General features: G+C 67.6%; 10 protein-coding genes and 2 tRNA genes. 7 read left to right on the top strand and 5 right to left on the bottom strand.

Features of this window, described 5'->3' with window-relative positions; translation table 11 throughout:
- Positions 1-135 precede the first annotated feature (135 nt).
- The 4 genes from lon to LGM56_RS23125 all read left to right on the top strand — a co-directional run bounded on the left by lon (position 136) and on the right by LGM56_RS23125 (position 5,205).
- A complete protein-coding gene (lon, locus tag LGM56_RS23140) occupies positions 136-2,559 on the top strand; it encodes an endopeptidase La (protein WP_011352361.1) in 2,424 nt (807 codons plus the stop codon).
- A gap of 204 nt (positions 2,560-2,763) precedes the next feature.
- Positions 2,764-2,839 (top strand) — tRNA-Val (locus LGM56_RS23135).
- A gap of 23 nt (positions 2,840-2,862) precedes the next feature.
- A tRNA-Asp gene (locus LGM56_RS23130) sits at positions 2,863-2,939 on the top strand.
- 331 nt (positions 2,940-3,270) lie between these two features.
- Positions 3,271-5,205 (top strand): SurA N-terminal domain-containing protein, encoded by a 1,935-nt coding sequence (locus tag LGM56_RS23125; RefSeq protein WP_226206867.1) that lies wholly within the window; start codon positions 3,271-3,273, stop codon positions 5,203-5,205.
- Positions 5,206-5,275: 70 nt separating this feature from the next.
- Here LGM56_RS23125 and LGM56_RS23120 read toward each other — a convergent pair whose 3' ends face one another.
- Positions 5,276-5,950 carry an arylesterase gene (locus tag LGM56_RS23120; RefSeq protein ID WP_089425623.1) on the bottom strand — a complete coding sequence of 225 codons (675 nt, stop codon included), beginning with the start codon at positions 5,948-5,950 and terminating at the stop codon, positions 5,276-5,278.
- On the opposite strand from LGM56_RS23120, the gene LGM56_RS23115 reads away from it, so the two are divergent.
- Positions 5,949-6,662 carry an ABC transporter ATP-binding protein gene (locus tag LGM56_RS23115; RefSeq protein WP_226207058.1) on the top strand — a complete coding sequence of 238 codons (714 nt, stop codon included), beginning with the start codon at positions 5,949-5,951 and terminating at the stop codon, positions 6,660-6,662. The two genes, LGM56_RS23120 and LGM56_RS23115, sit on opposite strands and share 2 nt — an antisense overlap.
- Before the next feature lie 68 nt (positions 6,663-6,730).
- Here LGM56_RS23115 and pgi read toward each other — a convergent pair whose 3' ends face one another.
- The 3 genes from pgi to LGM56_RS23100 form a co-directional block, all read right to left on the bottom strand.
- The gene (gene pgi / locus LGM56_RS23110) at positions 6,731-8,353 is read right to left on the bottom strand and encodes a glucose-6-phosphate isomerase (protein ID WP_226206866.1); all 1,623 of its coding nucleotides are present in this window, start codon (positions 8,351-8,353) and stop codon (positions 6,731-6,733) included.
- A gap of 111 nt (positions 8,354-8,464) precedes the next feature.
- The gene (locus LGM56_RS23105) at positions 8,465-10,012 is read right to left on the bottom strand and encodes an NAD(P)H-hydrate dehydratase (protein WP_226206865.1); all 1,548 of its coding nucleotides are present in this window, start codon (positions 10,010-10,012) and stop codon (positions 8,465-8,467) included.
- A 52-nt stretch (positions 10,013-10,064) separates the two neighbouring features.
- Positions 10,065-11,366, bottom strand: a complete 1,302-nt coding sequence (locus LGM56_RS23100) for an FAD-dependent oxidoreductase (RefSeq protein ID WP_226206864.1) — start codon at positions 11,364-11,366, stop codon at positions 10,065-10,067.
- A 331-nt stretch (positions 11,367-11,697) separates the two neighbouring features.
- Here LGM56_RS23100 and purL point away from each other — a divergent pair, with 331 nt between their 5' ends.
- Both purL and LGM56_RS23090 read left to right on the top strand, forming a co-directional pair.
- The gene (gene purL, locus LGM56_RS23095; protein WP_226206863.1) at positions 11,698-15,762 is read left to right on the top strand and encodes a phosphoribosylformylglycinamidine synthase; all 4,065 of its coding nucleotides are present in this window, start codon (positions 11,698-11,700) and stop codon (positions 15,760-15,762) included.
- Positions 15,763-15,767: 5 nt separating this feature from the next.
- A complete protein-coding gene (locus tag LGM56_RS23090) occupies positions 15,768-16,313 on the top strand; it encodes a GNAT family N-acetyltransferase (protein WP_226207057.1) in 546 nt (181 codons plus the stop codon).
- A 156-nt stretch (positions 16,314-16,469) separates the two neighbouring features.
- Here LGM56_RS23090 and LGM56_RS23085 read toward each other — a convergent pair.
- Positions 16,470-16,557 (bottom strand): integrase core domain-containing protein (locus LGM56_RS23085; RefSeq protein WP_206150763.1); only part of this gene is annotated, 88 nt, incomplete at its 5' end.

Genomic DNA, 16,557 nt, shown 5'->3' with positions numbered 1-16,557 from the left:
GTTTATCTTGTGGGTAACTCTGACTCGACACGCGGTGGTTACTTTCTTACCGAATATTTCCCGCACTTGAAGGCTTGCAATTCGTTGTGGCGGCCTCAATTACCGAACAATTGATTCCACTCATGGGGAAATGAAATGTCAGGCACCCAACTTCTCCCGCCGGAACGCATCACGCTCCCGCTGCTGCCGCTGCGGGATGTCGTCGTTTTCCCGCACATGGTGATTCCGCTCTTCGTGGGCCGGCCGAAATCGATCAAGGCCCTCGAAGCAGCGATGGAAGGCGGCAAGCACATCATGCTCGTCGCCCAGAAAACCGCGGCCAAGGACGAACCGACCGAAAAGGACATGTACGAGGTCGGTTGTATCGCCAACATCCTGCAGATGCTGAAGCTGCCGGACGGCACCGTGAAGGTGCTCGTCGAGGGCCTGCAGCGCGCGAAGGCGTTGTCGATCGAAGAGCAGGAAACGCAATTCTCCTGCGAAGTGATGCCGCTCGAGCCCGATCACGCCGACAGCGCTGAAACGGAAGCGCTGCGCCGCGCGATCGTGTCGCAGTTCGACCAGTACGTGAAGCTGAACAAGAAGATCCCGCCGGAGATCCTCACGTCGCTGTCGGGCATCGACGAAGCGGGCCGCCTCGCCGACATGATCGCCGAGCGCCTGCCGCTGAAGCTCGACCAGAAGCAGCACATCCTCGAGATGTTCCCGGTCATCGAGCGCCTCGAGCATCTGCTCGCGCAGCTCGAAGCCGAGATCGACATCCTGCAGGTGGAAAAGCGCATCCGCGGGCGCGTGAAGCGCCAGATGGAAAAGAGCCAGCGCGAGTACTACCTGAACGAACAGGTCAAGGCGATCCAGAAGGAACTGGGCGAAGGCGAAGAGGGTGCGGATCTCGAGGAACTCGAGAAGCGCATCAATGCCGCGCGCATGCCGAAGGAAGCGAAGAAGAAGGCCGACGCCGAGCTGAAGAAGCTGAAGCTGATGTCGCCGATGTCGGCGGAAGCCACCGTCGTGCGCAATTACATCGACACGCTGATCGGCCTGCCGTGGCGCAAGAAGAGCAAGGTCAACAACGACCTGTCGAACGCCGAGCAGGTGCTCGACGAGGATCACTTCGGCCTCGAGAAGGTGAAGGAACGTATCCTCGAGTATCTCGCGGTCCAACAGCGCGTCGACAAGGTGAAGGCGCCGATCCTGTGCCTCGTCGGGCCTCCGGGCGTCGGCAAGACCTCGCTCGGCCAGTCGATCGCCCGCGCGACGAACCGCAAGTTCGTCCGGATGGCGCTCGGTGGCGTGCGTGATGAAGCCGAGATCCGTGGCCACCGCCGGACGTACATCGGTTCGATGCCGGGCAAGATCCTGCAGAGCCTCACGAAGGTCGGCGTGCGCAATCCGCTCTTCCTGCTCGACGAAGTCGACAAGATGGGCATGGATTTCCGCGGCGATCCGTCGTCGGCGCTGCTCGAAGTGCTCGATCCGGAACAGAACCACACGTTCGCCGACCACTACATCGAAGTCGACTTCGACCTGTCGGACGTGATGTTCGTCGCGACGTCGAACTCGCTGAACATCCCGCCGCCGCTGCTCGACCGGATGGAAGTGATCCGCCTGTCGGGTTACACGGAAGACGAGAAGGTCAGCATCGCCCAGCGTTACCTGCTGCCGAAGCAGAAGAAGAACAACGGGCTGAAGGAAGGCGAGATCGAGGTCACCGAGCAGGCGATCCGCGACATCATCCGCTACTACACGCGTGAAGCCGGTGTGCGTTCGCTCGAGCGGGAAGTGTCGAAGATCTGCCGCAAGGTCGTGAAGATGCTGCTGCTGAAGAAGGCATCGGGCGCGATCAAGGTCGACGGCGAAAACCTCGATACGTTCCTCGGTGTACGCAAGTACGACTTCGGCCTCGCGGCGAAGGAAAACCAGGTCGGTCAGGTGACGGGCCTCGCGTGGACGGAAGTCGGTGGCGATCTGCTGACGATCGAAGCCGCGGTGATGCCGGGCAAGGGCAACGTGATCCGTACGGGTTCGCTCGGCGACGTGATGAAGGAGTCGGTCGAGGCGGCACGTTCGGTCGTGCGCTCGCGCTCGCGTCGTCTCGGCATCAAGGACGAAGCGTTCGAGAAGCAGGACATCCACATCCACGTACCGGAAGGCGCGACGCCGAAGGACGGTCCGTCCGCGGGCGGTGCGATGACGACCGCGCTGGTGTCGGTGCTGACGGGTATCCCCGTGCGTGCCGATGTCGCGATGACGGGTGAAATCACGCTGCGTGGTGAGGTCCTGCCGATCGGTGGTCTGAAGGAGAAGCTGCTCGCCGCGCATCGCGGTGGCATCAAGCTCGTGCTGATCCCGGAAGAGAACGTGAAGGATCTCGCCGAGATTCCGGACAACGTGAAGAACGCGATCGAGATCGTGCCGGTCCGCTGGATCGACAAGGTGCTGGAACTCGCGCTCGAGCGTTCGCCGACCCCGCTGCCGCCGGAAGAAGAGGCGAAGGCGGCGGCACCGGTCGCCGATGCGGCGAAGGATGCCGGCTCGACGGAATTCGTCAAGCACTAAGCATCGGGACATCGTCGTTCCTGACGGTTGTTCACGAAACCCGCGGCATGGCCGCGGGTTTTTTTATGCGCAGCCGAATCGTGTGCGCGAACGTTTAAAAAATTCGCGTCAGGGCTTTGCAAAATGATCGGGGATGAATTAAACTTGCGGGCTCGCTGGTTGTTGATGCCGAAACGCAGATCGCAGCCAGAACGAATCGGAAACGGGTGCTTAGCTCAGCTGGTAGAGCGGCGCCCTTACAAGGCGTAGGTCGGGGGTTCGAACCCCTCAGCACCCACCAGTTTCCTGATTCAGCCAGACCAAGGAGCGGTAGTTCAGTCGGTTAGAATACCGGCCTGTCACGCCGGGGGTCGCGGGTTCGAGTCCCGTCCGCTCCGCCAGAAGATGAAGAAGCCCGCCTTGTGCGGGCTTTTTCATTTGCATCGTCCGTTGCGCCCGCTTGCCGGGCGCGTGACTGCGGAGTGGAGGAAGCTGCCTGCGCGGCTTCCGGCGGGGCCGGAAGGGCTGCGCTTGCAAGCGCAGCCGCCGCCTGCAGGATGTAGGCGAGTCCCGTCCGCTCCGCCAAACGAACGAAAATGCCCGCCGAGTGCGGGCATTTTTGTTTTGTGCGCCCGTTTGCCGCGCCATAGTCGCCCAAGCGACGCCTGCTTTTCTCCCGTCCCACCCCGTATGTTGTAATATCGGACGTTTTGTCCAATTTTCCCGTCACGCATGCTCGATTTCTTCCGTAATCACCAGCGCCTGATGATGGCGCTCCTGCTCCTGATCGTGTTGCCGGGGCTGGGTTTCGTCGGGATCCAAGGCTTCCGCGGCTTCTTCGACGACAGCGCGAACGTCGCGGCAGTCAACGGGCACAAGATCACGCGGGTCGAATTCGACGGCGCGTTCCGTCAGCAGATCGACCAGGCGCGTCAGGCGCTCGGCGGGCAGTTCGACATCAAGATGTTCGATACGCCCGAGCACCGCAAGCAGGTGCTCGACGGCCTGATCCAGCAACGCGTGCTGGCCGACGAGACCCAACGTCTGCACCTGACCGCCTCCGACAACGCCGTGCGCGACGCGCTGATGAGCGACCCGATGATTGCGTCGCTGAAGAAGCCCGACGGTTCGATCGATGTCGAGCGCTATGCGCAACTGCTGTCGTTCCAGGGGATGACGCCCGAGCAGTATCAGGAGCGCGTGCGCTACAGCCTCTCGCTGCAACAGATCCCGGCCAGCATCGTGTCGACTGCATTCACACCGAAGAGCCTTGCGCAACGCCTGTCCGAACTCGCCGCGCAGCAGCGCGAAGTGCAGGCGCTCGTGCTGAAGACCAGCGACTTCGCCGCGAAGGTCCAGCCGACCGATGCGCAGCTCGCCGCGTACTATGACGCGCACAAGCAGAGCTTCGCGACGCCGGAGACCGCGACGATCCAGTACCTCGTCTATTCGCCCGCCGCAGCAGCCGCGGGCGCGCAGCCGACCGAGGCGGACATCAAGAAGTTCTATGACGACAATCCGACGCACTTCCGCACCGAAGCACAGGTGCGCGTGAGCCACATCTTCATCGCCGCGCCGGGCAACGCAAGCGCGGCCGACAAGGCTGCGGCGAAGACGAAGGCCGAGCAGCTGCTGGCCGACGTGAAGGCGCATCCGGACCAGTTCGCGCAGATCGCGCAGAAGAGCTCGCAGGACGCACCGTCTGCCGCGAAGGGCGGCGACCTCGGCTTTATCACGCGTGGCTCGACGGCGGGCGGCAAGGCGTTCGACGATGCCGCGTTCGCACTCAAGCAGGGCGACGTGAGCGGTGTCGTGCAGTCGGATCTCGGCTTCCACATCCTGAAGGCGACGGAAGTGAAGCCGGCCGCCGTCAAGCCGTTCGCCGACGTGAAGGACCAGATCGCAGTCGATCTCAAGCAGCAGTACGCATCGAAGGCGTTCACGGACAACGCGGAAGGCTTCACGTCCACCGTCTACGAAAAGGCGAAGACGCTGCAGCCGGCCGCGGACAAGTACAAGCTGACGATCCAGACGGCCACCGTCACGTCGACGCCGAATCCGCAGCTGCCGCCGACGAGCCCGTTGAACAATCCGAAGTTCCTGGCCGCCGTGTTCGCCAACGACTCGGTGAAGAGCCAGAACAATACGCAGGCGATCGACGTCGGCAACAACACGCTGATCTCGGCGCGCGTGACCGACTACAAGCCGGCCGCCGTGCCCGCGCTCGACGCGATCAAGGACGTCTTGCGCCAGAAGGTCGTGGCCGAACAGGCTGCGGAACTCGCGAAGAAGGACGGCGCGGCGAAGCTCGCCGAACTGCAGAAGTCGAAGTCGGTCGACGGGTTCGCGGCCGCGCAGAAGGTGTCGCGCACGCAGTCGCAGGGCCTGACGCCGGCGGCACTGAGCGCCGTGTACAAGGTCGATGCGAAGACGCTGCCGGCGTACGTCGGTGTCGATCTCGGCGCGGACGGCTATGCGATCTACCGCGTGAACGCGGTGATCCCGGGTTCGGCGGTCGATCCGCAGCAACTGGCCGCCGCACAGCAGCAGATGGCGCAGGTCGACGCGCAGAGCGAAGGCGAAGCGTATCTCGCCGCACTGCGTGACCGCTCGAAGGTGAAGCTGTACGGCTCGACGGCCAGCCAGTCGCAGGACGGCGACAACTGAGCGTCGTTTCGCACGCAACAAAAAGCCCCGCTTCATGCGGGGCTTTTTGTTTTCCGGCGGGGCGGCAGCGTCAGCCGCGCGGCTTGCCGAGCAGCGGCTTCAGCGCAGGCCAGACGTTGTCGAGCAGAATGCCTTGCGCCTGTTGTGCAGGGTGCATCTGGTCGGCCTGGAACAACTCCGGCTTGTTCTCGATGCCGGCCAGCAGGAACGGCACGAGCGGCACGCCGAGATCCTTCGACAGCCGCGTATAGACGGCGTGGAACTTCTGCGTGTAGTCGGGGCCGTAATTGGGTGGCACATACATGCCGACCAGCACGACCTTCGCCCGCGCCTGTCGTGCGCCTGCGATGATGTCGCGCAGGTTCTGCTCGGTCGTGGCGAGCGGCACGCCGCGCAGCGCATCGTTGGACCCGAGCTCGACGACGACGATCGACGGCTTGAGCCGTTGCAGCACCGCGGGCAGCCGCGCGCGGCCGCCGCTCGTGGTGTCGCCGCTGACGCTGGCGTTCGCGACGCTATAATCGATTCGCTCGGTCGTGAGCCGTTGCCGCAGCAATGCCACCCAGCCGGTGTCGCGCGGCAGCCCGTATTCGGCCGACAGGCTGTCGCCGAGCACGACGATCACGGGCTGGCCTGATGTCGCCGCCGGCGTCGTTGCGGCGCGCGCCGGCACGGTGGCAGCGAGCAGGGTGCCCAGCAGCGCGGCGACTGCCGCGCGTCTTTTCCAGCGAAATGTCGTGTCCATGTTCAAGATTCCCGATCCGATCATCGAAGTCCATGACGTATGCAAGCGGGTCGCCGATGCAACGGGCGAGCTGACGATCCTCGACGGCATCACGTTCGCCGTGCAGCCGGGCAGCAGCCTCGCGATCGTCGGCGCGTCGGGCTCGGGTAAATCGACGCTGCTCGGCCTGCTTGCCGGGTTGGACAGCGCGACGAGCGGCACGGTTCGCCTGCTCGGTCGTGCGCTCGACCAGCTCGACGAGGATGCGCGCGCGGCGCTGCGCAACGGCGCAGTCGGCTTCGTGTTCCAGTCGTTCCAGTTGATGCCGCACCTGACGGCGCTCGAGAACGTCATGCTGCCGCTCGAGCTGCAGGGAGGCATCAGCGCACGTGAAGCAGCCGATCGTGCCCGGGCGCTGCTCGTGCAGGTCGGTCTCGGCGAGCGTACCGCGCATTATCCGAAGCTATTGTCCGGGGGCGAGCAGCAGCGTGTCGCGCTTGCACGCGCATTCGTCACGCGCCCGGCGATCCTGTTTGCCGACGAGCCGACCGGCAGCCTCGATGCGGCCACCGGCCATGCGGTCATCGACCTGATGTTCGAGCTGAACCGCACGCACGGCGCCACGCTCGTGCTCGTCACGCACGATGTCGAACTTGCACGCCGCTGTGCGACGACCGTGACGATCGACGCCGGACGCATCGTCGAGCCGCACGCGGAGCAGCGCGGCACCTGAATTGAGCGGCCGGCCGCGCAAGCAGGGCTGCGCGGCCGGCATCGGCATGACGCCGATACCTGAGAGCGTCAGCGCTTCAGCGCCGCGCGGGCGCGCTCGATCAGCGCGGTGGTCGACGAGTCGTGCTTGGCCGGATCGACCGACTCGGACGTCAGGTCGGCTTCCACCACCTTGCCGAGAATCTTGCCGAGCTCGACGCCCCACTGGTCGAACGGATTGATGTCCCACACCGTTGCCTGCACGAGCACCTTGTGTTCATACAGCGCGATCAGCGCGCCGAGCGTGCGCGGCGTCAGCGCATCGACGAGCAGTGTCGTCGTCGGGCGGTTGCCCGGGAACGTCAGGTGCGGCGCGAGCGCCTCCTTGCCCGGGCCCGCCACCTTGCGCGCTTCGTCGAGCGTGCGGCCGAGCATCAGCGCCTCGCTCTGCGCAAAGCAGTTCGCCAGCAGCTTCGGATGATGGCTCGCGAGCGGATGCTCGGGCGTCAGCACCGCGATGAAGTCGATCGGCACGATCGTCGGCCCCTGGTGCAGCATCTGGAAGAACGCGTGCTGGCCGTTGGTGCCCGGCTCGCCCCACGTGACGGCGGAGGTCGGGTAGTCGACGAAGGTGCCGTCCAGGCGCGCGGATTTGCCGTTGCTCTCCATTTCGAGCTGCTGCAGGTACGACGGCAGGTAGTGCAGCGCTTCCGAATACGGTGCGACGAGATAGCTCTGCGAACCGAAGAAATTCCGGTACCAGATGCCGATCAGGCCGAGCAGCACGGGCAGGTTGCGCTCGAGCGGCGCTTCGCGGAAATGTCGGTCCATGTCGTTCGCGCCCGCCAGCAGCTCGTCGAACTGCTCGGGGCCGATCGCGATCATGATCGACAGGCCGACTGCCGACCACAACGAATAGCGGCCGCCGACCCAGTCCCACATTTCGAACACGTTGTCCGCGGCGATGCCGAACTTCACGACTTCGGCCGGGTTCGCCGACACGCCGACGAAGTGCTTCGCGAGCGCGTCCTCGGGGCAGCCGCGCGCGACGAACCAGTCGCGCAGCGAGCGAGCATTCGTCATCGTCTCGAGCGTCGTGAAAGTCTTCGACACGATGATCGCGAGCGTTTCCTCCGGATCGACCTGCTCGAGCACGCGCGCGAGATCGGCGCCGTCGACGTTCGACACGAAGTGCGTGGTGATGTCAGGCGTCGCGACGTGATGCAGTGCATGCACGACCATCTTCGGCCCGAGATCGGAGCCGCCGATGCCGATGTTGATCACGTGGCGGATGCGCTTGCCGGTGTAGCCCGTCCACGTGCCGCTGCGCACGGCGCGCGCGAAGGTCGCCATCTTCGCGCGCTCGGCGCTGATCTGTGCGTGGAACGGCGCTTGCGGATCGGTCGCGCGCAGCGCGGTGTGCAGCGCGGCACGGCCCTCGGTCGGGTTGACGATCTCGCCCGCGAACATCGCGTCGCGGCGTGATTCGACGCCCGCGTCGCGCGCGAGTTGCACGAGCAGGCGCAGCGTCTCGTCATTGATGCGGTTCTTCGAGAAATCTGCGGCGAGGCCGCCGCCTGCGAGCGTGAAGCGCTCGGCACGCGTCGGCGCGTGGTCGTGTTCCGGCGCGAACCAGTCGCGCAGGCGAGCATGGCGGATTTGCTCGAAGTGGGATTGAAGGGCAGTCCAGGCGGGGAGCGAATTCAGCGTCATGGCGGTTCGAGTGAAGCGTGAATCGGGAGGAATGCCGCGCCGGCTCATCGGGATCGGAAGGCCGGCGGACGAGAGGGCCCGCCGTGCGGCGGGGCAGTCAGTATAGCGGCGTTATGTGTCGGCGCGCGGCGACGCGTAAAAAACGCGATTGATCAGCGTGCGCACCATCGGCGCGAGTTCGCCGGCCGTGAGGCCGGCCGGGCCGGTGCCGTGTGCGGTCAGCGTGTCGGCCGCGAGGCCGTGCAGGTAGACGCCCGCGAGCGCTGCCTCGTACGGTGCGACGCGCTGCGCGAGCAACGCGCCGATCAGTCCGCCGAGTACGTCGCCGGTGCCGCCCGTGGCGAGCGCCGCATTGCCGGTCGGATTGATCGTCACGCGGCCGTCGGGTGCCGCAATCACCGTGCCCGAGCCTTTCAGCACGACGATCGCCGCATGACGCGCCGCGAGCGCCTGCGCGGCCGCCACGCGGTCGCGCTGGATCGTCGCCGTGTCGCTGCCGAGCAACCGGGCGGCTTCGAGCGGATGCGGCGTCAGCACGCACGGATTGCCGCGCGTACCGCGCGTGGCGACGGCGGTCGCGAGATCGGCATGTGTCGCGACGAGGTTCAGCGCATCGGCATCGAGCAGCGTCGCGGCATCGTGTGCGAGCACGTCGCGCACGAGCGTCGCCGCCGCCTCGCGCGTGCCCAGCCCGCAGCCGGCCGCGATGGCGGTCATCGCGCCGAGATCGAGGCCGTCGGCCGGATGCAGCATCAGTTCGGGGAACGGCGGGTCGTACGGCGGCGCGCCGGCGCCGAGGAAGCCGACGTGCACCTTGCCGGCACCGGCGAACAGCGCGGCGCGGGCGGCCAGGATCGGCGCGCCGCACATGCCCGTGTCGCCGCCGAGTACCGCGAGACTGCCGAACGTGCCCTTGTGGGACGCGAATGCGCGCGCGGGCAGGGCGGCGGCGAACCGCGCGGGCGCGTTCAGCACGATGGCCGGCGCGGCGGGGGGCGCGACGTCGAGCGCGGCGACGTCGATCTCGCCGGCGAGATCGCGGCCTTCGCCCGTGTAGAGGCCCGGTTTCGCGGCGATGAAGGTGAGCGTATGGGTAGCGGCGACGGCGACGCCCGCGCCGACGATCTGGCCCGTATCGCTGTCGAGCCCGCTCGGTACATCGAGGGCGAGCACCTGGCCGCCGCTGCGCGCATGCGCGGCGATGCGCTGGGCCTGCTCGGCGAATGCGCCGTCGAGCGCGCGGCCGAGACCGATGCCGAACAGCCCGTCGACGATCCATGCAAAGCTGTCCAGCGAAGCAGGCGGTGTGGCGGATAGCGGTACGCCCGCCGCGCGCGCGAGGCCGAGCGCCCATTGCGCGTCGTCTGGTTTGACGGGCACCGGCATCCACGCTTGCGTGGCGACGCCGAGCTGCTGGAGGTGAGCGGCGGCAACCAGCGCGTCACCGCCGTTGTTGCCCGGGCCGACCGCGAACCACACGGGCCGGTCGTCGCCGGCCATGCGCTCGGACAGCCAGTGCGCGGCGGCGGCGCCGGCGCGACCCATCAGCGTATGCGGCGGCAGCGCCGCCGCGGCGTCGGTTTCGGCCGTGCGCAGGTCGGCGACGCGCAGCAGCGCGATCGGATCGGAATCGGGGAGCGGGCGGGTATTGACGGTCATCGCGGGGTCGTGGCGGCTGGCTAGGTGGCCGCCGGGAGCGGGCCCGCGGCGGTCAGGTCGTGAAGCGCCCGGCGCGCAGCGCGGCGAGCGTGTCGGCGGGCCAGTGCTGCACGTCGCCGCCCAGATAGTCGGTCACCACTTTAGCAGACCCGCAGGCGAGCCCCCAGCCGGCCGGGCCGTGTCCGAAATTGACGAACACGCGCGGATGCGGGGTCGGACCGACGACCGGCAGGCCGTCCGGTGACAGCAACTGCGTGCCTTGCCACGACAACGCGGCCGAGATCCGCGCGGCGCCGGGCACCCAGTCGTGGACGGCCTGGCCGAGCAGCGCGAGCGCGGCCTCGGACAGCGGCTCGGCGAGCGGCTTCGCGGTATCGGGCAGGCTCTGCAGCACGGCGCCGCCGCCGACGCGCAGCCGCTGGTGGGTGCGCGTGATCGAGATTCGCTTGATCGAATCGATGACGTTCAGGTGCGGCGCGTGTTCTTCGTACGCGACCGGCGCGGTGAGCGTATGGACGCGCACCGGATGCAGCGGCAGGCGCCAGCCGAGCCGGTCGAGCAGCGGCAGGCTGCCGGCGCCGGCGGCGACCACGATCGCATCGGCGGAAATGACGTCGACCTCGCGTGCGTTCGACGCGCGCCGGTCGCCGGGCGGGACGAGCTCGACCGCGGCACGGCCGGTGTCGACGCGGATCGCGGCGACTTCCGCGCCGAAGCGGAACTGCACGCCGTGCTCGTCGAGCGTCTGCTTGACCAGTTTCGCGAACAGCGGGCAATTGCCGGTGCGTTCGGTCTCGAGCAGCACGCCGCCGGCGAAGCCGGGTTCGGCCGGCACCGACGGTTCGAGCGTCGCGCATTCGTCGGCGGAGAGCAGGCGGTACGGCTGGTCGAGCGTGCGCAGCAGGTCGAGCGCGGGCTGCATCGCGTCCCAGTCGCGCGGATCGCGCACCACGTGCAGGATGCCGGGCTTCTGTTCGAATTCGAGTTCGAGGCGCGTCTCGATGTCGGCGAGCGTGTCGCGCGACGCATCGATCAGCGGGCGCAGCCGCGCGTACTGGGCGGCGAACGCGCCGGGTTCGCGCAGCGTGCCGAGCTGCTTGACGAAGCGGCGCACGCCGCCGTTGAAGCCCGGCTTGTAGACGATGCCGCTGTCGCGCGGCTGGCGCTGGCGCATGAAGGTCGGGCCGAACCAGACGTCGAGCGGGCTCGGCAGCAGCGCGCCGCCGTCGCCGTAGGTCGCACCCTGCGCGACGGTGGCGTGACGTTCGACCACGCACACGCGATGGCCGGCCGCGCGCAACTGGTAGGCGGTGGCGACGCCGCTGATTCCGCCGCCGATGACGATGACATCCATGGATTGCTTCGATGACGGGCGGCGCGCAGGCGCCGCCCGGTGAGAATTCGCTGAGGGCCCCGGCCCGGTGAACCCGGAATGATAGCGCCAAAATCGCGGGAGCCGGCGCCGGGCGAGCACGGACCGTGCAGCCGCGCCACGGCCGCCGGCTGCCGCGCCCGCGCGGGGCGGCCCGGCGGGCGGGCTGTGCGCGGCGCGCACCGTGGCACCGTTGCGGTGCATGCACGCTACCGATTGGCCGGTCTGGGGCGACCGACTTCCGGGTATAATTACGGCCTTCCTTTCGCCCCACGTCGCCACCTCGCGCGACTCATCGACGTCAGTCCAGCCCATGGCTCACTTCTCGTGTTTTCCCGGCGCTTCGGCCCTCTCCGATTTCCGTCAAACCCGTCTGCTCGACACGCTCAAGCAAATCGACGCCAACATCGTCGCGGTGCGCGGGCAGTTCCTGCACTTCGTCAATGCGGCCGAGCCGCTGTCGGCCGACGACAGCGCGCGCATCGACGCGCTGATGCACTACGGCGCGCCGTTCGAGCCGGCGGCCGAGAAGGGCACGGCCGAGACCTTCGTCGTGCTGCCGCGCTTCGGCACGGTCTCGCCGTGGGCGAGCAAGGCGACCGACATCGCGCAGCACTGCGGCCTCACGCAGGTGCGCCGCATCGAGCGCGGCGTCGAATTCACGGTCACGCTGAAGTCGGGCCTGCTCGGCGGCAAGAAGGCGCTGTCGGATGACGCGCGCGCAGCCGTGGCAGCTGCGCTGCATGACCGGATGACCGAAAGCGTGGTCGCCGCACGCGACGACGCGAAGCACCTGTTCGACGAACTGCCGGCCAAGCCGCTCGCGCGCGTCGACGTGCTGGGCGTCGGCCGCGGCGCGCTCGAACGCGCGAACGTCGAGCTGGGCCTCGCGCTCGCCGACGACGAGATCGACTACCTGGTCGACGCGTTCCGCAAGCTCGAACGCAACCCGACCGACGTGGAACTGATGATGTTCGCGCAGGCGAACAGCGAGCACTGCCGCCACAAGATCTTCAACGCGCAGTGGACGATCGACGGCGAGGCGCAGGACATGTCGCTGTTCGCGATGATCCGCAACACCGAGAAGCTGAACCCGCAGGGCACGATCGTCGCGTATTCGGACAACTCGTCGATCATGGTCGGCGCCGAAGCCGAACGCTGGTTCCCGCGCAACGCAGGCGCGGCCGGCGAGCCGGGTGAACGCTATGGCCGCCACACCGAGCTCACGCACACGCTGATGAAGGTCGAGACGCACAACCACCCGACGGCGATCTCGCCGTTCCCGGGTGCGGCGACCGGCGCGGGCGGCGAGATCCGCGACGAAGGCGCGACGGGCCGCGGTGCGCGCCCGAAGGCCGGCCTCACGGGCTTCACCGTGTCGAACCTCGATCTGCCCGACGCACGCCAGTCGTGGGAAAACGCGCGCGACGCGGCCCAGCCGGTCGGCGAGCGCAACCCGAACGAGGCGCACGGCCCGTACGGCCGCCCCGACCGCATCGCGTCGCCGCTGCAGATCATGATCGACGGCCCGCTCGGCGGCGCCGCGTTCAACAACGAATTCGGCCGTCCGAACCTCGGCGGCTATTTCCGCGTGTACGAGCAGAACGTCGGCGGGAAGGTGCACGGCTATCACAAGCCGATCATGATCGCGGGCGGTCTCGGCAACATCGCCGACCAACATACGCACAAACACGACGTGCCGGCCGGCTCGCTGCTGATCCAGATCGGCGGCCCGGGCATGCGGATCGGCATGGGCGGCGGCGCCGCGAGCTCGATGGCGACCGGCGCGAACACGGCCGAACTGGACTTCGACTCGGTGCAGCGCGGCAACCCGGAAATCGAGCGTCGCGCCCAGGAAGTGATCAACGGCTGCTGGCAGCTCGGCGCGGAAAACCCGATCCTGAGCATCCACGACGTCGGCGCGGGCGGCCTGTCGAATGCGTTCCCCGAGATCGTCGACGGTGCGGGCAAGGGCGCGCGCTTCGAGCTGCGCAAGGTCGCGCTCGAGGAATCGGGCCTGTCGCCGCGCGAAATCTGGTCGAACGAAGCGCAGGAGCGCTACGTGCTGGCGATCGCGCCGGCCGACCTGCCGCGCTTCGAGGCGATCTGCGCCCGCGAGCGCTGCCCGTTCGCGGTGGTCGGTGTCGCGACCGACGAGCGCCAGCTGAAGCTCGTCGACGACGAAGCGACGGGTGCCGACGAATACCCGGTCGACATGCCGATGGAAGTTCTGCTCGGCAAGCCGCCGCGCATGCATCGCGACGTCACGCGCGTGGCGACCGAGCGTGCGCCGGTCGACGTGACGGGCATCGCGTTGTCGGCGGTCGCGGTCGACGTGCTGAAGCACCCGACGGTCGGCAGCAAGTCGTTCCTGATCACGATCGGCGACCGCTCGGTCGGCGGCACGTCGGTGCGCGACCAGATGGTCGGCCCGTGGCAGGTGCCGGTGGCCGACTGCGCGGTCACCGCGCTCGACTACGCGGGCTTCAAGGGCGAGGCGATGACGATGGCCGAGCGCACGCCGCTCGCCGTGATCAATGCGCCGGCATCGGGCCGCATGGCGGTCGGCGAGGCGATCACGAACATCGCGAGCGCGCCGATCGCGGCGCTCGACAAGCTGAAGCTGTCGGCGAACTGGATGGCGGCATGCGGTACGGCCGGCGAGGACGCCGCGCTGTTCGATACGGTCAAGGCGATCGGCATGGAGCTGTGCCCGGCGCTCGGGATCGGCATCCCGGTCGGCAAGGATTCGCTGTCGATGAAGACGAAGTGGGACGAGCAGGGCGTCGCGAAGGAAGTGGTGTCGCCGGTGTCGCTGATCATCTCCGCGTTCGCGCCGGTCGAGGACGTGCGCCGTCACCTGACGCCGCAACTGCGCCGCATCGCCGACGCGGGCGACAGCGTGCTGATCGCGATCGATCTCGGCCGCGGCAAGAACCGGATGGGCGGCAGCATCTTCGCGCAGGTCACGCAGCAGGTCGGCGACACGACGCCGGACGTCGACGACGCGGAAGACCTGAAGCGCTTCTTCAACGCGATCCAGTCGCTCAATGCGCAAGACAAGCTGCTGGCCTACCACGACCGCTCGGACGGCGGCCTGTGGGCGACGGTGTGCGAAATGGCGTTCGCGGGCCACGCGGGCGTGTCGCTGAACGTCGACATGCTGACGCTCGACCCGAATCACGAATCCGACTACGGCGACGCGAAGGACTGGGCGAAGCAGACGAGCGGCCGCCGCGAGGATCGCACGCTGCGCGCGCTGTTCTCCGAGGAACTCGGCGCCGTCGTGCAGGTGCGTGCAACCGATCGCGACGCGGTGCTCGGCGCGCTGCGCGAGTTCGGCCTGTCGGCGTGCTCGCACGTGATCGGCTCGGTCAACGATCGCGACGTGATCGAGGTATACCGCGACGCGAAGAAGATCTTCGACGCACCGCGCACCGAACTCCATCGCGCATGGAGCGAAGTGAGCTGGCGCATCGCGCGCCTGCGCGACAACCCCGCGTGTGCGGATGCCGAATACGACGCACTGCTCGACGCGGCCGATCCGGGCATCTCGCCGGTGCTGAGCTTCGATCCGGCCGACGACATCGCCGCGCCGTTCATCGCGACAGGCGCACGGCCGCGCGTCGCGATCCTGCGCGAGCAGGGCGTGAACTCGCATCTGGAAACGGCCTACGCGTTCGACCGCGCGGGCTTCGATGCACACGACGTGCACATGAGCGACCTGCTCGCCGGCCGTGCCACGCTCGCCGATTTCGCGGGTGCGGTCGCATGCGGCGGCTTCTCGTACGGCGACGTGCTGGGCGCGGGCGAAGGCTGGGCGAAGACGATCCGCTTCAACGCGAACCTCGCCGACATGTTCTCGGCCTTCTTCGCACGTCCCGACACGTTCGCGCTCGGCATCTGCAACGGTTGCCAGATGCTGTCGAGCCTCGCGTCGATGATCCCGGGCGCGGAGGCGTGGCCGAAGTTCACGCGCAACAAGTCCGAGCAGTTCGAGGCGCGTTTCTCGTTCGTCGAAGTGGAGAAGTCGCCGTCGATCTTCTTCGCGGGGATGGAAGGTTCGCGGATTCCGGTCGCGGTCGCGCACGGCGAAGGCTATGCGGACTTCTCGCAGCAGGGCGACATCGATCGCGTCGCGGTCGCGATGCGTTACGTCGACCACCGCGGCGAAGCCACCGAGCGTTATCCGTTCAACCCGAACGGCTCGCCGGCCGGCATCACGTCGGTCACGACGGCCGACGGGCGCTTCTCGGTGCTGATGCCGCACATGGAGCGCGTGCATCGCACGGTCGCGATGAGCTGGCACCCGGAAAGCTGGGGTGAAGCGAGCCCGTGGATGCGCGTGTTCCGCAACGCGCGCCGCTGGATCGGCTGATCGGGATGATGTTCGACCCGAACGCGCCGGTCGAGGTCGTCACGCTGCGCGATGAGCGTGCCAGCGAGGCCGACGCGATCGGCCGCGTGATCGTCGTCGCGTTCGCGGGCGAGCCGGAAGGCGGGCAGTTCGAGCGGCGGATCGTCGATACGTTGCGGGCGGACGGTGCGTTGAGCGTCTCGCTCGTCGCGGAGCGCGACGGCCGCCTGATCGGGCACGTTGCGTTCTCGCCGGTGTCGATCGGCGGCGCACCGTCCGGCAGCCAGGGCTGGTACGGGCTGGCGCCGCTCGCGGTGCTGCCCGATTGCCAGCGGCAGAGTATCGGTGCGGGGCTGGTGCGTACGGGGCTCGACGCGTTGCGCCGGCTTGGCGCGCGCGGTTGCGTGCTGCTCGGCGAACCCGCGTACTACACGCGGTTCGGCTTTGCGCCATCCGGCGACATCGTGTCCCCGGGCGTGCCGCCCGAGTATTTCCTCGCGCTGTCGCTCGACGATTCGGCGCCGCGGCCGTCGGGTGACGTTCGCTATCACGACGTGTTCCATCCTGCGTAGCCTGCCGCGCTGGCGGTGCGCGTGAATCCGGCACGGGAAAGGCCGCTCTTTGGAGCGGCCTGTTTCTTTTGCCGGGCTGCAAGCGAAGCATCATGACTCGTCCGCAGGCAGGGTGCGCGGTGTCAAGTCCTGGAATAGGTTGACAGTATCCAGGCGCTAGAACGCCCGATGCACCGCATCGGGCGTTTTGTATTTCAGAGCCGTATGCGGTCGCTCATGGTTGTAGATGTGCACCGACTGTTCG

This window comes from Burkholderia sp. AU38729 (genome assembly GCF_020419725.1).
Classification (GTDB): domain Bacteria; phylum Pseudomonadota; class Gammaproteobacteria; order Burkholderiales; family Burkholderiaceae; genus Burkholderia.
This window is presented reverse-complemented; position numbering and strand designations above follow the sequence as displayed.

Bases quoted from the DNA above. Each gene is read 5' to 3' on its own strand.
- LGM56_RS23105 (WP_226206865.1), bottom strand. From the start codon at position 10,012: ATGACCGTCAATACCCGCCCGCTCCCCGATTCCGATCCGATCGCGCTG.
- pgi (WP_226206866.1), bottom strand. From the start codon at position 8,353: ATGACGCTGAATTCGCTCCCCGCCTGGACTGCCCTTCAATCCCACTTC.
- LGM56_RS23125 (WP_226206867.1), top strand. From the start codon at position 3,271: ATGCTCGATTTCTTCCGTAATCACCAGCGCCTGATGATGGCGCTCCTG.
- purL (WP_226206863.1), top strand. From the start codon at position 11,698: ATGGCTCACTTCTCGTGTTTTCCCGGCGCTTCGGCCCTCTCCGATTTC.
- lon (WP_011352361.1), top strand. From the start codon at position 136: ATGTCAGGCACCCAACTTCTCCCGCCGGAACGCATCACGCTCCCGCTG.
- LGM56_RS23120 (WP_089425623.1), bottom strand. From the start codon at position 5,950: ATGGACACGACATTTCGCTGGAAAAGACGCGCGGCAGTCGCCGCGCTG.
- LGM56_RS23100 (WP_226206864.1), bottom strand. From the start codon at position 11,366: ATGGATGTCATCGTCATCGGCGGCGGAATCAGCGGCGTCGCCACCGCC.
- LGM56_RS23090 (WP_226207057.1), top strand. From the start codon at position 15,768: ATGATGTTCGACCCGAACGCGCCGGTCGAGGTCGTCACGCTGCGCGAT.
- LGM56_RS23115 (WP_226207058.1), top strand. From the start codon at position 5,949: ATGTTCAAGATTCCCGATCCGATCATCGAAGTCCATGACGTATGCAAG.